Source organism: Streptomyces sp. NPDC047028, assembly GCF_040644095.1.
Lineage (GTDB): Bacteria > Actinomycetota > Actinomycetes > Streptomycetales > Streptomycetaceae > Streptomyces.
Genome location: NZ_JBEYVS010000017.1, coordinates 104,078 through 118,354, shown reverse-complemented (window position 1 = coordinate 118,354; position 14,277 = coordinate 104,078). Strand labels below are relative to the sequence as shown.

At 72.7% G+C, this 14,277-nt stretch carries 13 protein-coding genes; 7 read left to right on the top strand and 6 right to left on the bottom strand.

The window, feature by feature from the left end:
- The first annotated feature begins 20 nt into the window (after positions 1-20).
- From ABZ854_RS17450 to ABZ854_RS17430, 5 genes are all read left to right on the top strand, one after another.
- Positions 21-773 carry a response regulator transcription factor gene (locus tag ABZ854_RS17450; protein WP_361211043.1) on the top strand — a complete coding sequence of 251 codons (753 nt, stop codon included), beginning with the start codon at positions 21-23 and terminating at the stop codon, positions 771-773.
- On the top strand, positions 770-2,461 hold the full coding sequence (locus ABZ854_RS17445) for a HAMP domain-containing sensor histidine kinase (RefSeq protein ID WP_361211040.1): 1,692 nt from the start codon (positions 770-772) through the stop codon (positions 2,459-2,461). Before ABZ854_RS17450 ends, ABZ854_RS17445 begins: the two co-directional genes overlap by 4 nt.
- Before the next feature lie 14 nt (positions 2,462-2,475).
- The gene (locus tag ABZ854_RS17440) at positions 2,476-3,885 is read left to right on the top strand and encodes a bifunctional glycosyltransferase family 2/GtrA family protein (RefSeq protein ID WP_361211037.1); all 1,410 of its coding nucleotides are present in this window, start codon (positions 2,476-2,478) and stop codon (positions 3,883-3,885) included.
- Positions 3,882-6,098 carry a glycosyltransferase family 39 protein gene (locus tag ABZ854_RS17435; RefSeq protein ID WP_361211034.1) on the top strand — a complete coding sequence of 739 codons (2,217 nt, stop codon included), beginning with the start codon at positions 3,882-3,884 and terminating at the stop codon, positions 6,096-6,098. Before ABZ854_RS17440 ends, ABZ854_RS17435 begins: the two co-directional genes overlap by 4 nt.
- A 97-nt stretch (positions 6,099-6,195) precedes the next feature.
- Positions 6,196-6,957: a TetR/AcrR family transcriptional regulator gene (locus ABZ854_RS17430; RefSeq protein WP_361211031.1), complete on the top strand. Its 762-nt coding sequence runs from the start codon at positions 6,196-6,198 to the stop codon at positions 6,955-6,957.
- 27 nt (positions 6,958-6,984) lie between these two features.
- Here the strand turns inward: ABZ854_RS17430 and ABZ854_RS17425 are convergent, their stop codons facing one another.
- Positions 6,985-7,455: a PPOX class F420-dependent oxidoreductase gene (locus ABZ854_RS17425; protein ID WP_361211028.1), complete on the bottom strand. Its 471-nt coding sequence runs from the start codon at positions 7,453-7,455 to the stop codon at positions 6,985-6,987.
- 15 nt (positions 7,456-7,470) lie between these two features.
- On the bottom strand, positions 7,471-7,833 hold the full coding sequence (locus ABZ854_RS17420) for an STAS domain-containing protein (RefSeq protein ID WP_361211025.1): 363 nt from the start codon (positions 7,831-7,833) through the stop codon (positions 7,471-7,473).
- A 279-nt stretch (positions 7,834-8,112) separates the two neighbouring features.
- On the opposite strand from ABZ854_RS17420, the gene ABZ854_RS17415 reads away from it, so the two are divergent.
- Entirely contained in the window at positions 8,113-8,802 is a 690-nt protein-coding gene (locus ABZ854_RS17415; RefSeq protein WP_361211022.1) for a GAF and ANTAR domain-containing protein, read from the top strand.
- 114 nt (positions 8,803-8,916) lie between these two features.
- On the opposite strand, the gene ABZ854_RS17410 is transcribed toward ABZ854_RS17415, so the two are convergent.
- From ABZ854_RS17410 to ABZ854_RS17400, 3 genes are all read right to left on the bottom strand, one after another.
- Positions 8,917-9,738, bottom strand: a complete 822-nt coding sequence (locus tag ABZ854_RS17410; RefSeq protein ID WP_361211019.1) for a YceI family protein — start codon at positions 9,736-9,738, stop codon at positions 8,917-8,919.
- 110 nt (positions 9,739-9,848) lie between these two features.
- Complete coding sequence (locus ABZ854_RS17405; RefSeq protein ID WP_361211017.1) at positions 9,849-12,422, bottom strand: MFS transporter; 2,574 nt, start codon at positions 12,420-12,422, stop codon at positions 9,849-9,851.
- A 12-nt stretch (positions 12,423-12,434) separates the two neighbouring features.
- Complete coding sequence (locus tag ABZ854_RS17400; protein WP_361211014.1) at positions 12,435-12,929, bottom strand: MarR family transcriptional regulator; 495 nt, start codon at positions 12,927-12,929, stop codon at positions 12,435-12,437.
- Positions 12,930-13,167: 238 nt separating this feature from the next.
- Here ABZ854_RS17400 and ABZ854_RS17395 point away from each other — a divergent pair, with 238 nt between their 5' ends.
- A complete protein-coding gene (locus tag ABZ854_RS17395; protein WP_361211011.1) occupies positions 13,168-13,362 on the top strand; it encodes a hypothetical protein in 195 nt (64 codons plus the stop codon).
- Positions 13,363-13,422: 60 nt separating this feature from the next.
- On the opposite strand, the gene ABZ854_RS17390 is transcribed toward ABZ854_RS17395, so the two are convergent.
- Entirely contained in the window at positions 13,423-14,187 is a 765-nt protein-coding gene (locus ABZ854_RS17390) for a hypothetical protein (RefSeq protein ID WP_361211008.1), read from the bottom strand.
- Between the last annotated feature and the right edge of the window lie 90 nt (positions 14,188-14,277).

Below are 14,277 nucleotides of genomic sequence, written 5' to 3'. Positions count from 1 at the left end.
GCGGCGACAGGGTGGCCGGTATGACCACGACCTCGCCCCAGGGGCGCACCGAACTGCTGAGGCCGGACGGGAGCCCCGTCCGCGTGCTTGTGGTGGACGACGAGTTGTCGATCACCGAACTGCTGAGCATGGCCCTCCGTTACGAGGGCTGGCAGATCAGGAGCGCGGGAGACGGGCACGGCGCCCTCCAGACCGCCCGGGACTTCCGGCCCGACGCGGTCGTCCTCGACATGATGCTGCCCGACATGGACGGCCTCTCCGTCCTCGGCCGGCTGCGCCGCGACCTGCCCGACGTGCCGGTCCTCTTCCTGACCGCCAAGGACGCCGTCGAGGACCGGATCGCCGGGCTCACCGCCGGCGGCGACGACTACGTGACGAAGCCGTTCAGCCTGGAGGAGGTCGTCGCCCGGCTGCGCGGTCTCATCCGCCGCTCCGGGGCCGCCGACCGCAGGTCGGAGTCCGTGCTGGTCGTCGGGGACCTCACCCTGGACGAGGACAGCCACGAGGTGTCGCGCGGCGGCGCCAACATCCACCTCACCGCCACCGAGTTCGAGCTGCTGCGCTTCCTGATGCGCAATCCGCGGCGCGTGCTCTCCAAGGCGCAGATCCTGGACCGGGTCTGGTCGTACGACTTCGGCGGCCAGGCCAACGTCGTCGAGCTGTACATCTCGTACCTGCGGCGCAAGATCGACGCCGGGCGCGAGCCGATGATCCACACCCGGCGCGGCGCCGGATACCTGATCAAGCCCGTCGCCTCGCCCGCGGTGTCATGAGCGGAGGGCGCCGGCCGGGTCCGCGGAAGCGGCGGGCGGGGAGACCCCGCACCCTGCGGACACGGCTCGTCGTCGCGTCCGTCGTGCTCATCGCCGTGGTGTGCGCGGTCATCGGCACGGTGACCACCCTGGCCCTGCGGAGCCATCTGTACGACCAGCTGAACGGCCAGCTGGACGAGGTCGCCGCGCGCGCCTCCGGCTCCTTCGGGCCGCCGGGGCAGCAGCCCGGCGGCGGCGCCGCGCCCGGCGGGCAGCGGATCAAGCCGCACCCGACGACCCTGGGCGACCTGGTCACCAAGGGTCCGCAGCAGGGCATCATCGCGGCCCGGGTGGAGAACGGGGCCGTCGTCGACGCCGAGCGCGGCGACAAGTCCGACAGCGACTTCGAGGTGAGCGCGAAGCCGCTGACCAGGGCCCAGCTCGCCGCCCTCGAAGCCGTACCGCGGGTGGACCGGGCCCAGCACACGGTCGATGTGCCCGGCGCGGGCCGCTACCGGGTCGAGTACCGGACCGGTGACAACGGGTCCTACTACGTCGCCGTCCCGACCGCCTCCGTCGACAACACCATCGACACCCTCATCCTCGTCGAGGTCTGCGTCACCGCGGCCGGCCTCGTAGCCGCCTCCCTCGCCGGCGCCGCCATCGTCGGCGTCGCCACCCGGCCGCTGCGGCGGGTCGCCGCGACCGCCACCCGGGTCTCCGAACTCCCCCTGCACACCGGCGAGGTGAACCTCAGCGAACGCGTCCCCGACGCGGAGTGCGACCCGCACAGCGAGGTCGGGCAGGTCGGCGCCGCCCTGAACCGGATGCTCGACCATGTGCACGCGGCGCTGCACGCCCGCCAGCAGAGCGAGACACGGGTACGGCAGTTCGTCGCCGACGCCAGCCACGAACTGCGCACCCCCCTCGCCTCCATCCGCGGCTACGCCGAGCTGACCCGGCGCGGACGGGAGCGGGTCGGGCCCGACACCCGGCACGCACTGGGCCGTATCGAGTCCGAGGCGGGACGGATGACCGTCCTCGTCGAGGACCTCCTGCTGCTCGCCCGGCTCGATGCCGGGCGGCCCCTGCAGTTCGAGCCGACGGACCTGGTCCCGCTGGTCGTCGACACCGTCAGCGACGCCCGCGCGGCCGGCCCCGGCCACAGCTGGCGGCTCGAACTGCCCGACGAACCGGCGCCGGTGACCGCGGACGCGGCTCGCGTGCAGCAGGTGCTCGTCAACCTGCTGGGCAACGCCCGGCACCACACCCCGCCCGGTACGACGGTCATCGCGCGCGTGCGGCACGCCGGGCCCTGGACGTGCGTCGACGTCGAGGACGACGGGCCCGGGATCCCCGCCGAGCTGCTGCCGCACGTCTTCGAGCGGTTCGCCCGCGGCGACCCCGCGCGCGGGCGAACCGACGGAGCCACCGGGCCCGCCGGCACCTCCGGCTCCACCAGCTCCTCCGGCTCCACCAGCTCCGCCGGCTCCTCCGGGTCCACCGGGCTCGGCCTCGCCATCGTGCAGGCCGTCGCCACCGCGCACGGCGGGGCCGTGACCGTGGACAGCGTGCCGGGCCGCACGGTCTTCACCGTGCACCTGCCCCAGCTCCCCGCGCCCGGCGGCGCTGCCGTGCCCCGCCCCGAGCGGCCGGCCGACTCACAGGCACAGCACAGCGCCACCACACAGGTACGACAGGGGACTTGAGAAAAGTCGGTCCCATGCGAACCGACTCTTTCCCCGGCACCGGCACCCTGCCGGCGCGGGAGCACCTCCCGGCCATGGACGCCGGTACGCCTGTCCTGGACGTCGTGATCCCCGTCTACAACGAGGAGAAGGACCTCGGCCCCTGCGTGCGCGGACTGCACGAGCACCTGACCCGTACGTTCCCGTACACGTTCCGCATCACGATCGCGGACAACGCCTCCACGGACACCACCCCGCTGGTGGCGGCCCGGCTGGCGGCGGAGCTCGCCGAGGTCGCCACCTTCCGGCTGGAGCAGAAGGGGCGGGGCCGGGCCCTGCGGGCCGTGTGGTCCGCGTCCGAGGCCCCGGTCCTCGCCTACATGGACGTCGATCTGTCCACCGGCCTCAACGCCCTGCTGCCCCTGGTGGCGCCGCTGATCTCCGGTCACTCCGACCTCGCCATAGGCTCCCGGCTCGCCCGCAGCTCACGCGTGGTCCGCGGCCCCAAGCGGGAGTTGATCAGCCGCGCCTACAACCTGATCCTGCGCGGCTCGCTCCAGGCGCGCTTCTCGGACGCGCAGTGCGGGTTCAAGGCGATCCGGCGGGACGTGGCCCAGGTGCTCCTGCCGCTGGTGGAGGACACCGGCTGGTTCTTCGACACCGAGATGCTGGTGCTGGCCGAGCGGGCGGGCCTGAGGATCCACGAGGTGCCGGTGGACTGGGTCGACGACCCCGACTCCTCCGTGCACATCGTGCGGACGGCGACCGAGGACCTCAAGGGCGTCTGGCGCATCGGCAAGGCCCTGGCCTCCGGTTCACTGCCGCTGGACCGGCTCACCCGGCCCTTCGGCGACGACCCGCGCGACCGCGAGGTCCACGAACTGCGGGACCTGCCCAGGGGGCTGGCGCGCCAGCTCGCCGGGTTCTGCGTGGTGGGCGGCCTGTCGACGCTGTTCTACCTGCTGCTCTACGGCGCCTTCCGGCAGGTCTGCGGCGCCCAGACCGCCAACGCGCTCGCCCTGCTGGTCTCGGCCGTCGCGAACACGGCCGCCAACCGCCGGCTCACCTTCGGGGTACGCGGCCGCGGCGGCGCCGTACGGCACCAGGCGCAGGGGCTCGTCGTGTTCGGCATCGGACTCGCCCTCACCAGCGGCTCCCTGGCCGCCCTGGACACGGCCACGGACCACCCCGCGCACTCCACCGAACTAGCGGTGCTCATCGCCGCCAACCTCGCGGCGACCGTCCTGCGGTTCCTGCTCTTCAGGGCGTGGGTCTTCCCGGACGGCCGAGGGGAGCAGGAGCCGGCGTACGGGACGGGCGTGCGGCTTCCGCAATGGCCCCTCGCGCACCCGCAGCCACACCCGCACTCGTACCCGCATCCGCAGCGCCCGCATGCGCACCCGCAGCACCCGCACCCGCACAACGACCCGGGGGACCCCCGATGACCACCGACTACGGCCACCACCCCGCGCGGCAGACCGGCCCCGCCGGCTGGGGACCGCCGCCCACGGCCGCACCCCACCCCGCTCCCCCGTCGGCCCCCGAACTCGCGCCGGGTCGGTGGCCCCGCGGACTGTGGCGCGGCCGGCCCGAGGACCCCCGCTGGGTCCGCCCGGCGTTCCTCGGTCTGCTCGCCGCCACCCTCGTCCTCTACCTCTGGAACCTGAGCGCCTCCGGTTACGCCAACTCCTTCTACTCGGCGGCCGTCCAGGCGGGCAGCACGTCCTGGAAGGCGTTCTTCTTCGGCTCGCTGGACGCGGGCAACGCCATCACCGTGGACAAGCCGTCGGCGTTCCTGTGGCCGATGGAGCTGTCGGTGCGGGTCTTCGGCCTGAACTCGTGGGCGATCCTGACGCCGCAGGTACTGATGGGCGTGGGCACGGTGGCCGTGGTGTACGCGGCCGTGCGGCGCCGGTTCGGCCCGGCGTCGGGGCTGATCGCGGGGGCGGTGCTCGCGCTCACCCCGGTCGCGGCGCTGATGTTCCGGTTCGACAACCCGGACGCCATGCTGGCCCTGCTGATGGCGCTGGCCTGCTACCTCGTCGTACGGGCGGTGGAGGACGGCGGGACCAGGTGGCTGGTGTGGGCGGGGGCCGCGATCGGTTTCGCGTTCCTCGCCAAGACCCTCCAGGCGTTCCTGATCCTGCCGCCGCTGGCGCTCGTGTACGCCGTCTGCGCTCCGGTACGGCTGCGCAGGCGGCTGGCCCAGCTGGGCCTCGCGACCCTCGCGCTGCTCGTCTCCGGCGGCTGGTGGGTGGCCGTCGTGGAACTGTGGCCGGCGTCCTCCCGCCCCTACATCGGCGGCTCCCAGAACAACAGCTTTCTTGAACTGACCTTCGGCTACAACGGTCTCGGCCGGATCAACGGCGACGAGACCGGCAGCGTCGGCGGCGGAGGCGGACCCGGGGGTGGCGGCACCGGCCAGTGGGGCGCCACCGGCTGGGACCGGATGTTCAACTCCGAGATCGGCAGCCAGGTCTCCTGGCTGATTCCGGCCGCGCTGATCCTGCTGCTCGCGGGCCTGTGGGCGACGAGGAAGGCCCGGCGCACGTCCGTCACGCGCGCGTCGTTCCTGGTCTGGGGCGGCTCGCTGCTGATGACGATGGCGGTCTTCAGCTACATGGCCGGCATCTTCCACCAGTACTACACGGTCGCCCTCACGCCCTACCTCGCCGCGGTGACCGGCATGAGCGCCGGGCTGCTGTGGGAGCGCCGGGGGGAGACCTGGGCGTCGCTGGCGTCGGCCGGGTCCGTGGTGGCCGCGGCGGTCTGGGGGTACGTCCTGCTCGACCGGGTGCCGGACTATCTGCCCTGGCTGAGGTGGCTGGTGCTGGTCGGCGGGCTGACGGCGGCCCTCGGCCTGGTCTTCGCCTGCCGGATCGGCAGGCGGCCGGCGCTCGGCGCGGCGGCGGTGGGCCTGGTGGCCGCGCTGGCGGGCCCGACGGCGTACACCCTGAGCACGGTGAACTCGGCCCACACAGGTTCGATCCCCACGGCGGGTCCGGCGGGCGCGAGCATGATGGGCGGCCCGGGCGGCCGGCCGGGCGGCGGCCCCGGGGGCGCCGGCGGGGGTGTCGCCGGCGGCGCACGGGGTGGCTTCGGCGGCGGCATGCCGGGGCAGGGCGGCCAGAATCAGCAGGGCCGGCCGGGCGGCCAAGGCCAACCCAACGGGAACGGCAACGGCAACGGATTCCCCGGTCAGAACGGCAACGGCCTCCCCGGCGGCGCCCGCACGGGCGAAGGCGGGGGCGGTGGACGTGCCGGCGGTGGCATGGGCGGGCTGCTGGACGGCGCGAACGTCTCCTCGGCCGCCGAGAAGCTGCTGGAGGCCGACGCCAACGAGTACACCTGGGTCGCCGCGTCCATCGGCTCGCAGAACGCCGCCGGCTACCAGCTGGCCACCGGCGACCCGGTCATGGCGATCGGCGGCTTCAACGGGACCGACCCGTCGCCGACCCTGGCCCAGTTCAAGAAGTACGTGGCCGAAGGCAAGATCCACTACTTCATCGCCGGCGGAGGCATGGGCGCAGGCATGGGAGCGGGCATGGGCGGCGGCAACCGCGGTACGGCCTCGCAGATCACCTCGTGGGTCGAGGGCAACTTCACGAAGGTCACGGTCGGTTCGGCCACCTTCTACGACCTCACGAAGCGGAGCTGACCGGCCGGGAGCAGCCCCCTCGTGGCGTCGCCGCGTTTCGGCACCGCCCCGCGCCCCTTAGTTTGGGAGGGTGGCCGGAATCGAGGAGGGTGCTCCCGTGGCGAAGGCAGCAGGTCGGTCGGCGCGGGCCAGCGTGTGGCTCGGGGGGAAGGTCCGGCGGGGCGGGCGGGGGAGTGCGCAGCCCTCGGGTCTGGACCGGGAGCGGATCACCGGCGTCTCGGTACGGCTGCTGGACGCCGAGGGCCTGGACAGGTTCTCCATGCGGCGGCTGGCGGCCGAGCTGAACGTGACCGCGATGTCCCTGTACTGGTACGTCGACACCAAGGACGACCTGCTGGAACTCGCCCTCGACGCGGCCTTCGGCGAGCTGGCGCTGCCCGACCCGGCGGACGGCGGCGCCGACTGGCGGGACGAGCTGCGGGGGCTGGCCACGGAGTACCGGGCGCTGCTGGTGCGCCACCCGTGGCTGTCCGCGCTCGCCGGGCGCTACCTCAACATCGGCCCGAACTCTCTCGGCTTCTCGCGCCAGGTGCGGCGGGTGGTCCGCCGGGCGGGGCTGCCCGCGCACGGGGTCACGGGCGCGATCGCGGCCGTCTTCCAGTTCGTGTATGGCCACGGCACGATCGAGGGCCACTTCCTGGCCAGCGTCGAGGGTGCCGGGCTCACCCCGGACGAGTACTACGCGCAGGCCATGCGCTCGGTCCGGCAGGACCCGGACGCCGCCGAGGCCCTCCACGAGTCCGAGGAGATCATGGAGGCCCGCGGCGGGGACACGGTCGCCGAGATGCTGGACCGGGACTTCACCTTCGCCCTGGACCTGCTGGTGGCCGGCATCGAGGCGATGGTCGAACGCGGCTGAGCCCCCGGGCCGGGGCCGTCGGGCCCGCTACTCCTGCTCCACGAGCCGTGCCGGAAATCCCCCGGTGGCCACGGGACCCCACCGCTCGGGAGTCACCCGGATGATCGATTTTCCCTGCTTGACCATCGCCTCCCGATACTCGTCCCAGTCGGGGTGCTCGCCGGCGATGTTCCGGTAGTACTCCACCAGGGGCTCGACCGAGTCGGGGCTGTCGAGGACCTCGGCGGTGCCGTCGACCTGGACCCAGGGACCGTTCCACTCGTCGCTGAGGACGAGCAGGCTGACCCGGCTCTCACGCTTGGCGTTGCGGGTCTTCGCGCGCTCCGGGTACGTGGACACCACGATCCGGCCGGCGTCGTCGACGCCGCAGGTCAGCGGGGACGCCTGGGGGCTGCCGTCGGCGCGGCGGGTGAGCAGGATCGCGCGATGGCGGGGCCGTACGAAGTCCAGCAGTTCGTCCAGCGAGACACGGGTGTTCGTCGCGATGTTCGGTGCCATGGGCGCAGCCTAGGACTAGAACGCCATCGCCTCGGTCAGGTCGTCGTACACGGGTACGTCACGGCGGACGCCGGTCAGCTCCAGGACGCGGCTCGGCAGATCGTGCGGGTGGGCGACGACGCGGACCTCGGTGTGCGGCTGCAGCAGCCGCCGTATGTCGTCGACCAGGCGGGCGCCCTGGGAGTCCATGAACCGGGTGCGGGTGAGGTCCAGCACGAGCAGGCGCAGGGGGGAGGGGCGGGCGCGGACGACGGAGACGATGTGGGAGTAGAGGGCGGGCGCGGTGCTCAGGTCGATGTCCGGGGGCAGGGTGAGCAGCGTGCGGCCCGGCAGGTCGAGCTGCGGGCACGGAGTGGGAAGGAAGGTCACGGCACTCACCTGGAAAGGCGGACGGGGGAAGGTTCCGCTTCCGGTTCCGGGCGGCCCGGAATCCGGGAGGCCGCTTCCTGACCGACGGTTCCATTGGACCACGGGCCACCCGGCGGCGGAAGGCGGCCGGACACGGTCGCCGAGCGAACATCACGTCACCGCAATGGAGCAGCTAGAGTTCAGATGTCGTGTGCTCGCAGTCGGGAATGTGCTGCGGAGCTCTCCTGAGCATGGCCGTAGGCCGTGTTGTCCGAGAGGTTCGTGGTGGCTTCGTCTGACTTTTCCGATGTGACGCGTCTTCAGCTAGGCCTGGACCTGGCCGAGGCGATCACCGTCGCGGCCCGGCAGCTGCATGAGACGACCACTCCGCACGCCACGCTGGACACCGCCGTACGGCTGGCCGTGCATCTGCTGCCCGGTGCCGAACACGCGGGGATCTCCGAGATCGAGCGTGGTGAGAGCCGTCGTACGGTCGCCTGGACCGACGACATCGTGCGCGCCACGCAGACGCCGGACCTGGCGCACTGGGAGCAGCTGTGGACCACGCCGGTGGTCCGCACCGGGCACGGCGACCCGGACGGCCTGGAGGACGCGGAGGCGGCGGGGCCCTCGCGGGAATCGCTGTCCGGGCCGGGGCTGCGCTCCGTGCTGTCGCTGCGGCTGCGCGCGGACCGGCGCCGGATCACGGTGCTGTCGGCGTACTCCCGCAAGCCGGACGCCTTCGACGAGACCGCGACCCGCCTCGGGCGGCTGCTCACCACCCATGTCAGCCTGGCGCTGAACTCGGTGACCGTCCGCGAGCAGCTCACCGAGGCCATGCACACCCGTGACCTGATCGGCCAGGCCACGGGCATCCTGATGGAACGCCTCGACATCGACGCGGCGGCGGCGTTCGAGAGTCTGGTGCGGGCGTCGCAGCGGGAGAATGTGAAGCTGCGGGATCTTGCTCGGCGGATTGTCGGGGCGACAGAAAACTAGGGATGCCTGCCGCGCCCCCAGGGGCGCGGGGCTGCATCGATATGCGGCTCCGCCGCGTGGGCGCGACAAGCCGCATCCGAGCCGCAGCCGCCGAACAGCCCCGGGAGCAGAACCTCACGCGGCCGGCAAAGACTCCCCCTGCACCGCCTGGATGTCCAGTTCGACCCGGAGGGTCGTGCCGATCGCGGCGATGCCCGCCTGGAGGACCTGGTTGTAGTTCATCGCGAAGTCCTCGCGACGGAGTTCGGCCGTCGCGCGGAACGCGGCCCGCGTGCCGCCCCAGGGGTCGGCGCCGGTGCCGAGGTAGGCGAGGTCCAGGTCGACGGGCCGTACGACGCCGTGCATGGCCAGGTCGCCGTGGACGGTCCAGCGGTCCGGGCCGGCCTGGGTGAGCCCCGTGGAGGTGTACGTGATCTCAGGGTGCCGTTCGACGTCGAGGAAGTCCGGGGACCGCAGGTGGGTGTCCCGCATGCCGTTGCCGGTGTCGACGGAGGCCGCCCGGATCACGGCCGTCACCCGGGACTTGGCGATGTCGTCCGGCGCGATCTCGACCGTCCCGCCGAACTCGGTGAACCGGCCGTGCACGCTGGAGATGCCCAGGTGCTGGGCGACGGCGGCGACGGAGGAGTGCGCCGGGTCGATGGTCCACGGTCCGGGCGGCGGCAGCAGGGAGCCGCCCTGCCGGGCCAGCGTCACCGTGCCGACCTCGGCCCGTCCGCTGGCGGTGACGATCGCGCTGGAGGCGGCGGGCGCGTAGCCGACGGCGGTCACGATCACCGTGTACGGCCCCGGCGCCAGCTCGGTGGTGTCCCGTACGGCACCCTCCGCGTCGGCCTCGGCGCGCAGCACCTGCGCGCCGGTGACGTCGGTCACCGTGACGACCGCGTGCGACACGGCCCATCCGTCCCGCGTACGGATCCTCGCGGTCAGTCCCATCCCGTTTTCTCCCTGAAAAGCTGTGTATATCGGTCGGTCGTCAGGAAAACCGGCCCGCGGCGGGCGCGCGTCCGAGCTCAGGGCGCGCTCCGCCACGGGCCGGTGGTGGACTACTCGCCGGGGTGGGCGAGTTCGATGCCGTGGTCGTCGACACCGGTGCCGGAGACGGTCAGCGCGGTGGCGACCGGGGGGTAGCCCGTCGCGATGACGGTGTACTCGCCGCCGTCCAGGTCGGCGAAGGCGTACGCCCCGTCGGCGCCGGTGGTGGCCGTGCCGACCACGTTGCCCGCCGCGTCGACCAGCGTCACGCGGGCGTCGGCCAGCGGACCGTGCGGCGCCCGTACGACACCGCGCAGCTGGGCGCCGGCGTCCAGGTCGACCTCGATCCGGGTGACCCCGGCGGTGCTGACGTCGACGGGCAGCGCGCGCGGCCGGAACCCGTTCGCGTTGACCGCGACGGTGACCGTGCCCGGCACCAGGTCGGTGAGCGCGAACTCGCCCTGCTCCCCGGTGGCGGCGGTGGCCAGCAGATCCCCGCGCACATCGGTGACGATCACCATCGCGTCCTTGACGGGCAGCGCGCTCCCGGCGGCCCGGACCACACCGGTCAGCCCGCTGGTGCCGCTGAGCAGCACGTCGTACGACAGCGGCTCCTCGCCCACCACGACGGTGGAGGCCTGCGGCTGGTAGCCGTCGGCGGAGGCGATCAGGACGTACGACCCCGCGCCGGGCGCGTCCAGCCCGTAGGAGCCGTCGGCCTGGGCGACCGCGCGGCCGAGCTGGCGGCCGGAGAGGGAGATCAGCGTGACGGCGGCGCCGGCGACCGGGGCGCTCTCGGCGCCGCGGACGTGGCCGTGCACCGGGGTGCCGCCGGAGGCGCCCTGCGCGGGCCCGGCGACCGTGGCGACGGCGGTCACCGGCCGGGTGGCGGCGGCCGTGAGCTCGGCGCCCTCGGGAGCCGCGGGGCTCACGGCGACCGCGGCCGGGACCAACTCGTCCGCCGGCTGCTCCACTGCCGTCGACTCCAGGGCCTCGGACTCCAGCGCCTGGGACTCGGCCGGACCCGTGGTCTCCGTGGCCGCCTTCTGCTGGGCGTCCTGGGCGAGTGCGCCGGTGGTGCGCAACGGGACCTCCTTGATGAACAGGCAGACGATCAGGGCGATCAGGGCGCAGGGGGCCGCGTACAGGAAGATGTCCGCGATGCCGTGGCCGTATGCGCCCTCCAGCCAGGTGCGTACCGGGGCGGGCAGCAGGTCCATGTCGGGCAGCTGTCCGGAGCCCATCGACTTGGCCGCGGCGGCCTGGGCCCGCGGGTCGAGGCTGGTGATCGTGTCCTTGGCGTAGTGCGTGATCCGGGTCGACATCACCGAGCCGAGCACGCCGACGCCGACGGCGCCGCCGAGGGAGCGGAAGAAGCTGACGACGGAGGACGCGGAGCCGAGGTCCGCGAGGGCGACCTGGTTCTGCGTGGAGAGCACCAGGTTCTGCATCATCATGCCGACGCCGATACCCAGCGCGGCCATGTAGATCGACAGCTGCCAGTACGGGGTGTCGTAGCGCATCGCGCCGAGCAGGCCGAGTCCGGCCGTGAGGAACACACCGCCGGCGACCAGCCAGCCCTTCCAGCGGCCGGTGCTGGTGATGAACCGCCCGGAGACCATGGACGCGACGAACAGGCCGCCGATCATCGGGATGGTCATGACGCCGGACATGGTGGGGGACTTGTCGCGGGCCAGCTGGAAGTACTGGGAGAAGAAGACCGTGCCCGAGTACATGCCGACGCCGACGAACAGCGAGGCCAGCGAGGCGAGGGTGATGGTGCGGTTGCGGAACAGGCGCAGCGGGATGATCGGCTCCGACGCGCGCGTCTCGGTGAACACGAACAGCAGCGCCAGCACGATCGTGCCGCCCACCATCGTGTACGTCTGCCACGACAGCCAGTCGTACTTGTCGTCGGCGAAGGTCACCCAGAGGAGCAGCAGCGAGGCGGCGGCGGTGATGAAGAAGGCGCCGGTCCAGTCGACCTTGACCTTCCGCTTGACCACGGGCAGGTGCAGCGTCTTCTGCAGCACGACCATGGCGATGATCGCGAACGGGATGCCGACGAACAGGCAGTAGCGCCAGCCCAGCCAGTCGGTGTCGGTGATGACACCGCCGAGCAGCGGGCCGCCGACGGTGGCCACGGCGAACGTGGCACCGGTGTAGCCGGAGTACCGGCCGCGCTCACGCGGGGAGATCATCGCCGCCATGATCACCTGGACCAGGGCGGACAGGCCGCCCGCGCCCAGGCCCTGGATCACGCGGGCGCCGATGATCATCGACGGGCTCTGCGCGAGTCCGGCGACGACCGAGCCGATCACGTAGATCAGCAGCGATATCTGGACGAGCGCCTTCTTGCTGAGCAGGTCGGCCAGCTTGCCCCACAGGGGCACCGAGGCGGTCATCGACAACAGGGCCGCGGTGACGACCCAGGTGTAGGCGGACTGGCCGCCGCCGAGGTCGTTGATGATCGTCGGCAGTGCGTTGGTGACGATCGTCGAGGAGAGGATCGCGGCGAACAGGCCGAGCAGCAGGCCCGAGAGGGCCTCCATGATCTGCCGGTGCGTCATCGGGGCCTGCCCCGCCGAGGAGCCTCCCCCGTGCTTGGCGTGAGCCCGCACACCGGCTGGTGTGGTCGTTGCCATGGGCTTCCTTTACTACGTGTTCGCGGGTGTACGGGTGGTCTCGGTGAGTACGGGTGCGGAGAGCCGCGCGGGGGCCGACCGGCAGTCGCCGAAGGATGCGCGCAGCCGCGTCATCAGCCGGATGAGCTGGCCGACCTCGTCGTCGGTCCAGTCGCTCAGCCGGTCGGCGAGCAGGTGGGTGGTCCGCCGGGACAGCTCGTCGAGCTGGTCCAGGCCCGCCGGCGTCAGGCGCAGGATGCGTGAGCGCCTGTCCGCCGGGTCCGGGGACCGCTCGATCCAGCCGCGCGCGGCGACGTGCGCGACGTGCCGGCTGGTCACCGACATGTCCACGGCGAGCAGCTCGGCGAGCCTGCTCATGCGCATGGCGCCGTGGCGGCCCAACAGGGTCAGCACGGCGGCCGAGCCGGCCGGGCAGTCGGGCGGCAGTATCCGCCCCATGTCCCGCTTCACGGCACCGACGGCACTGAGCTGGCGCGCCAGCTCTTCGTACTGCGCCCGCTCGGCCATCACACCTCCCGTATTCGTTGCTTGGGGCAACCATAATAGTGATTGGTTGCTACAGGCAAACAAGTTGGCCGGGATGGGTGTAAAAAGTTGGCAAAGACAAGCATTGCATTTGTAAAGACACAGGTGGGAGTGGGCCGCTTGGCCTCCTCTGGGGTTCCTCTAGGTCCCCTCTGGGCCCCCTCGGTCCGGATGGCCCCGCACTTGGGCCGCTCCCCCGGATTCGCTAGTGTCTCGGCCCATGGCTAACACCCAGGGCCCCGAGGGCAATTACGACCCCGCAGGCAGCACCCAGATGTTCCGCGCCTTCGTCGACGAGTCCCCCCAGGGCCGGCAGCAGCAGGCGGCCCCGTCGGGCCCCCGCGTCGGCCTGATCGTCGGCATCGTCGTCGGAGTGGTGATCGTGGCGGCGGTCGCCTGGCTGGCGCTCAAGTAACCCGCCGGGGGGCCGGCATCGCCGGCTCACACCCGGCTAGGCGCTGCCTGACGACAGCGCCTAGGACCACCTGACCGAGACGTCCCGCGTCTCGATGTGCATGCCCAGCGGTACGCGCCAGGCGTCCACGCATACCGTCCAGGTGGCGCTCCGGTGCGTGCCGGGGCCGATCGGCGCCGGCAGGTCCACGGTCGACTCGACCGTCGACCAGTCGATGCCGAGGGCGCCGATGACGTGCGTCCGGAAGGTCACCGTGCCCGCACGTACGGCCGTGCCGCCCGAGTTGCGGAAGGGCACGGTCACCTTCTCGCACCAGCGCCTGTCCGTCGGCTGCCGTGTCTGGGTGCCCCAGGTGAGGGCGGCGGGCGCGGGGGGCCCGGTGGGGGTCGGTGTGGGGGAGGGCGGCTTCGGGGAGGCGGGGCCGGTGGGGGTGGGGGTGCCGGTGCCGTGGCTGCTCGGTGGGGCCCCGGCGTCGCCGTTGCCGGTGTCGCCGCTGTTGTCGGCGGACGGGTCGGGGGTGCCGGACGTGCCGGGCGCCGTGCCCGGGGCCTCCTTCGCCCCTTGGACTGAAGTGCCGGACGGCCGGGACGACTTGGCGTCGCCGTCCAGCGGGACCATCCGTACAGCTCCCGTCGGCTTCCCCGCCGTACCGCTGGGCTGACGCGGGACCCCGCCCACCGCGACGTATCCGTCACGGCTCCCGCCACCGCCGGTGGACGTGCCGAGGACCGCGCCCGCACACACGACGGCCGCCGACGCTGCCAGGACGGCGCCTCGGCGGCCATGCGGCCATGTCGTCGAACGGAACACACGGGCGGGACGCATCCGGCCATGGTGGCTGATGCCCCGTCAGATGGGAACCCGTCGGGCGGAACCCCTCGCGCAAGGGGCCCTCGGAACCCTCCTAGGGAGGGA

Bases quoted from the DNA above. Each gene is read 5' to 3' on its own strand.
- ABZ854_RS17450 (WP_361211043.1), top strand. From the start codon at position 21: ATGACCACGACCTCGCCCCAGGGGCGCACCGAACTGCTGAGGCCGGAC.
- ABZ854_RS17445 (WP_361211040.1), top strand. From the start codon at position 770: ATGAGCGGAGGGCGCCGGCCGGGTCCGCGGAAGCGGCGGGCGGGGAGA.
- ABZ854_RS17440 (WP_361211037.1), top strand. From the start codon at position 2,476: ATGCGAACCGACTCTTTCCCCGGCACCGGCACCCTGCCGGCGCGGGAG.
- ABZ854_RS17435 (WP_361211034.1), top strand. From the start codon at position 3,882: ATGACCACCGACTACGGCCACCACCCCGCGCGGCAGACCGGCCCCGCC.
- ABZ854_RS17425 (WP_361211028.1), bottom strand. From the start codon at position 7,455: ATGGCACCGAACATCGCGACGAACACCCGTGTCTCGCTGGACGAACTG.
- ABZ854_RS17410 (WP_361211019.1), bottom strand. From the start codon at position 9,738: ATGGGACTGACCGCGAGGATCCGTACGCGGGACGGATGGGCCGTGTCG.
- ABZ854_RS17405 (WP_361211017.1), bottom strand. From the start codon at position 12,422: ATGGCAACGACCACACCAGCCGGTGTGCGGGCTCACGCCAAGCACGGG.
- ABZ854_RS17400 (WP_361211014.1), bottom strand. From the start codon at position 12,929: ATGGCCGAGCGGGCGCAGTACGAAGAGCTGGCGCGCCAGCTCAGTGCC.
- ABZ854_RS17395 (WP_361211011.1), top strand. From the start codon at position 13,168: ATGGCTAACACCCAGGGCCCCGAGGGCAATTACGACCCCGCAGGCAGC.
- ABZ854_RS17390 (WP_361211008.1), bottom strand. From the start codon at position 14,187: ATGCGTCCCGCCCGTGTGTTCCGTTCGACGACATGGCCGCATGGCCGC.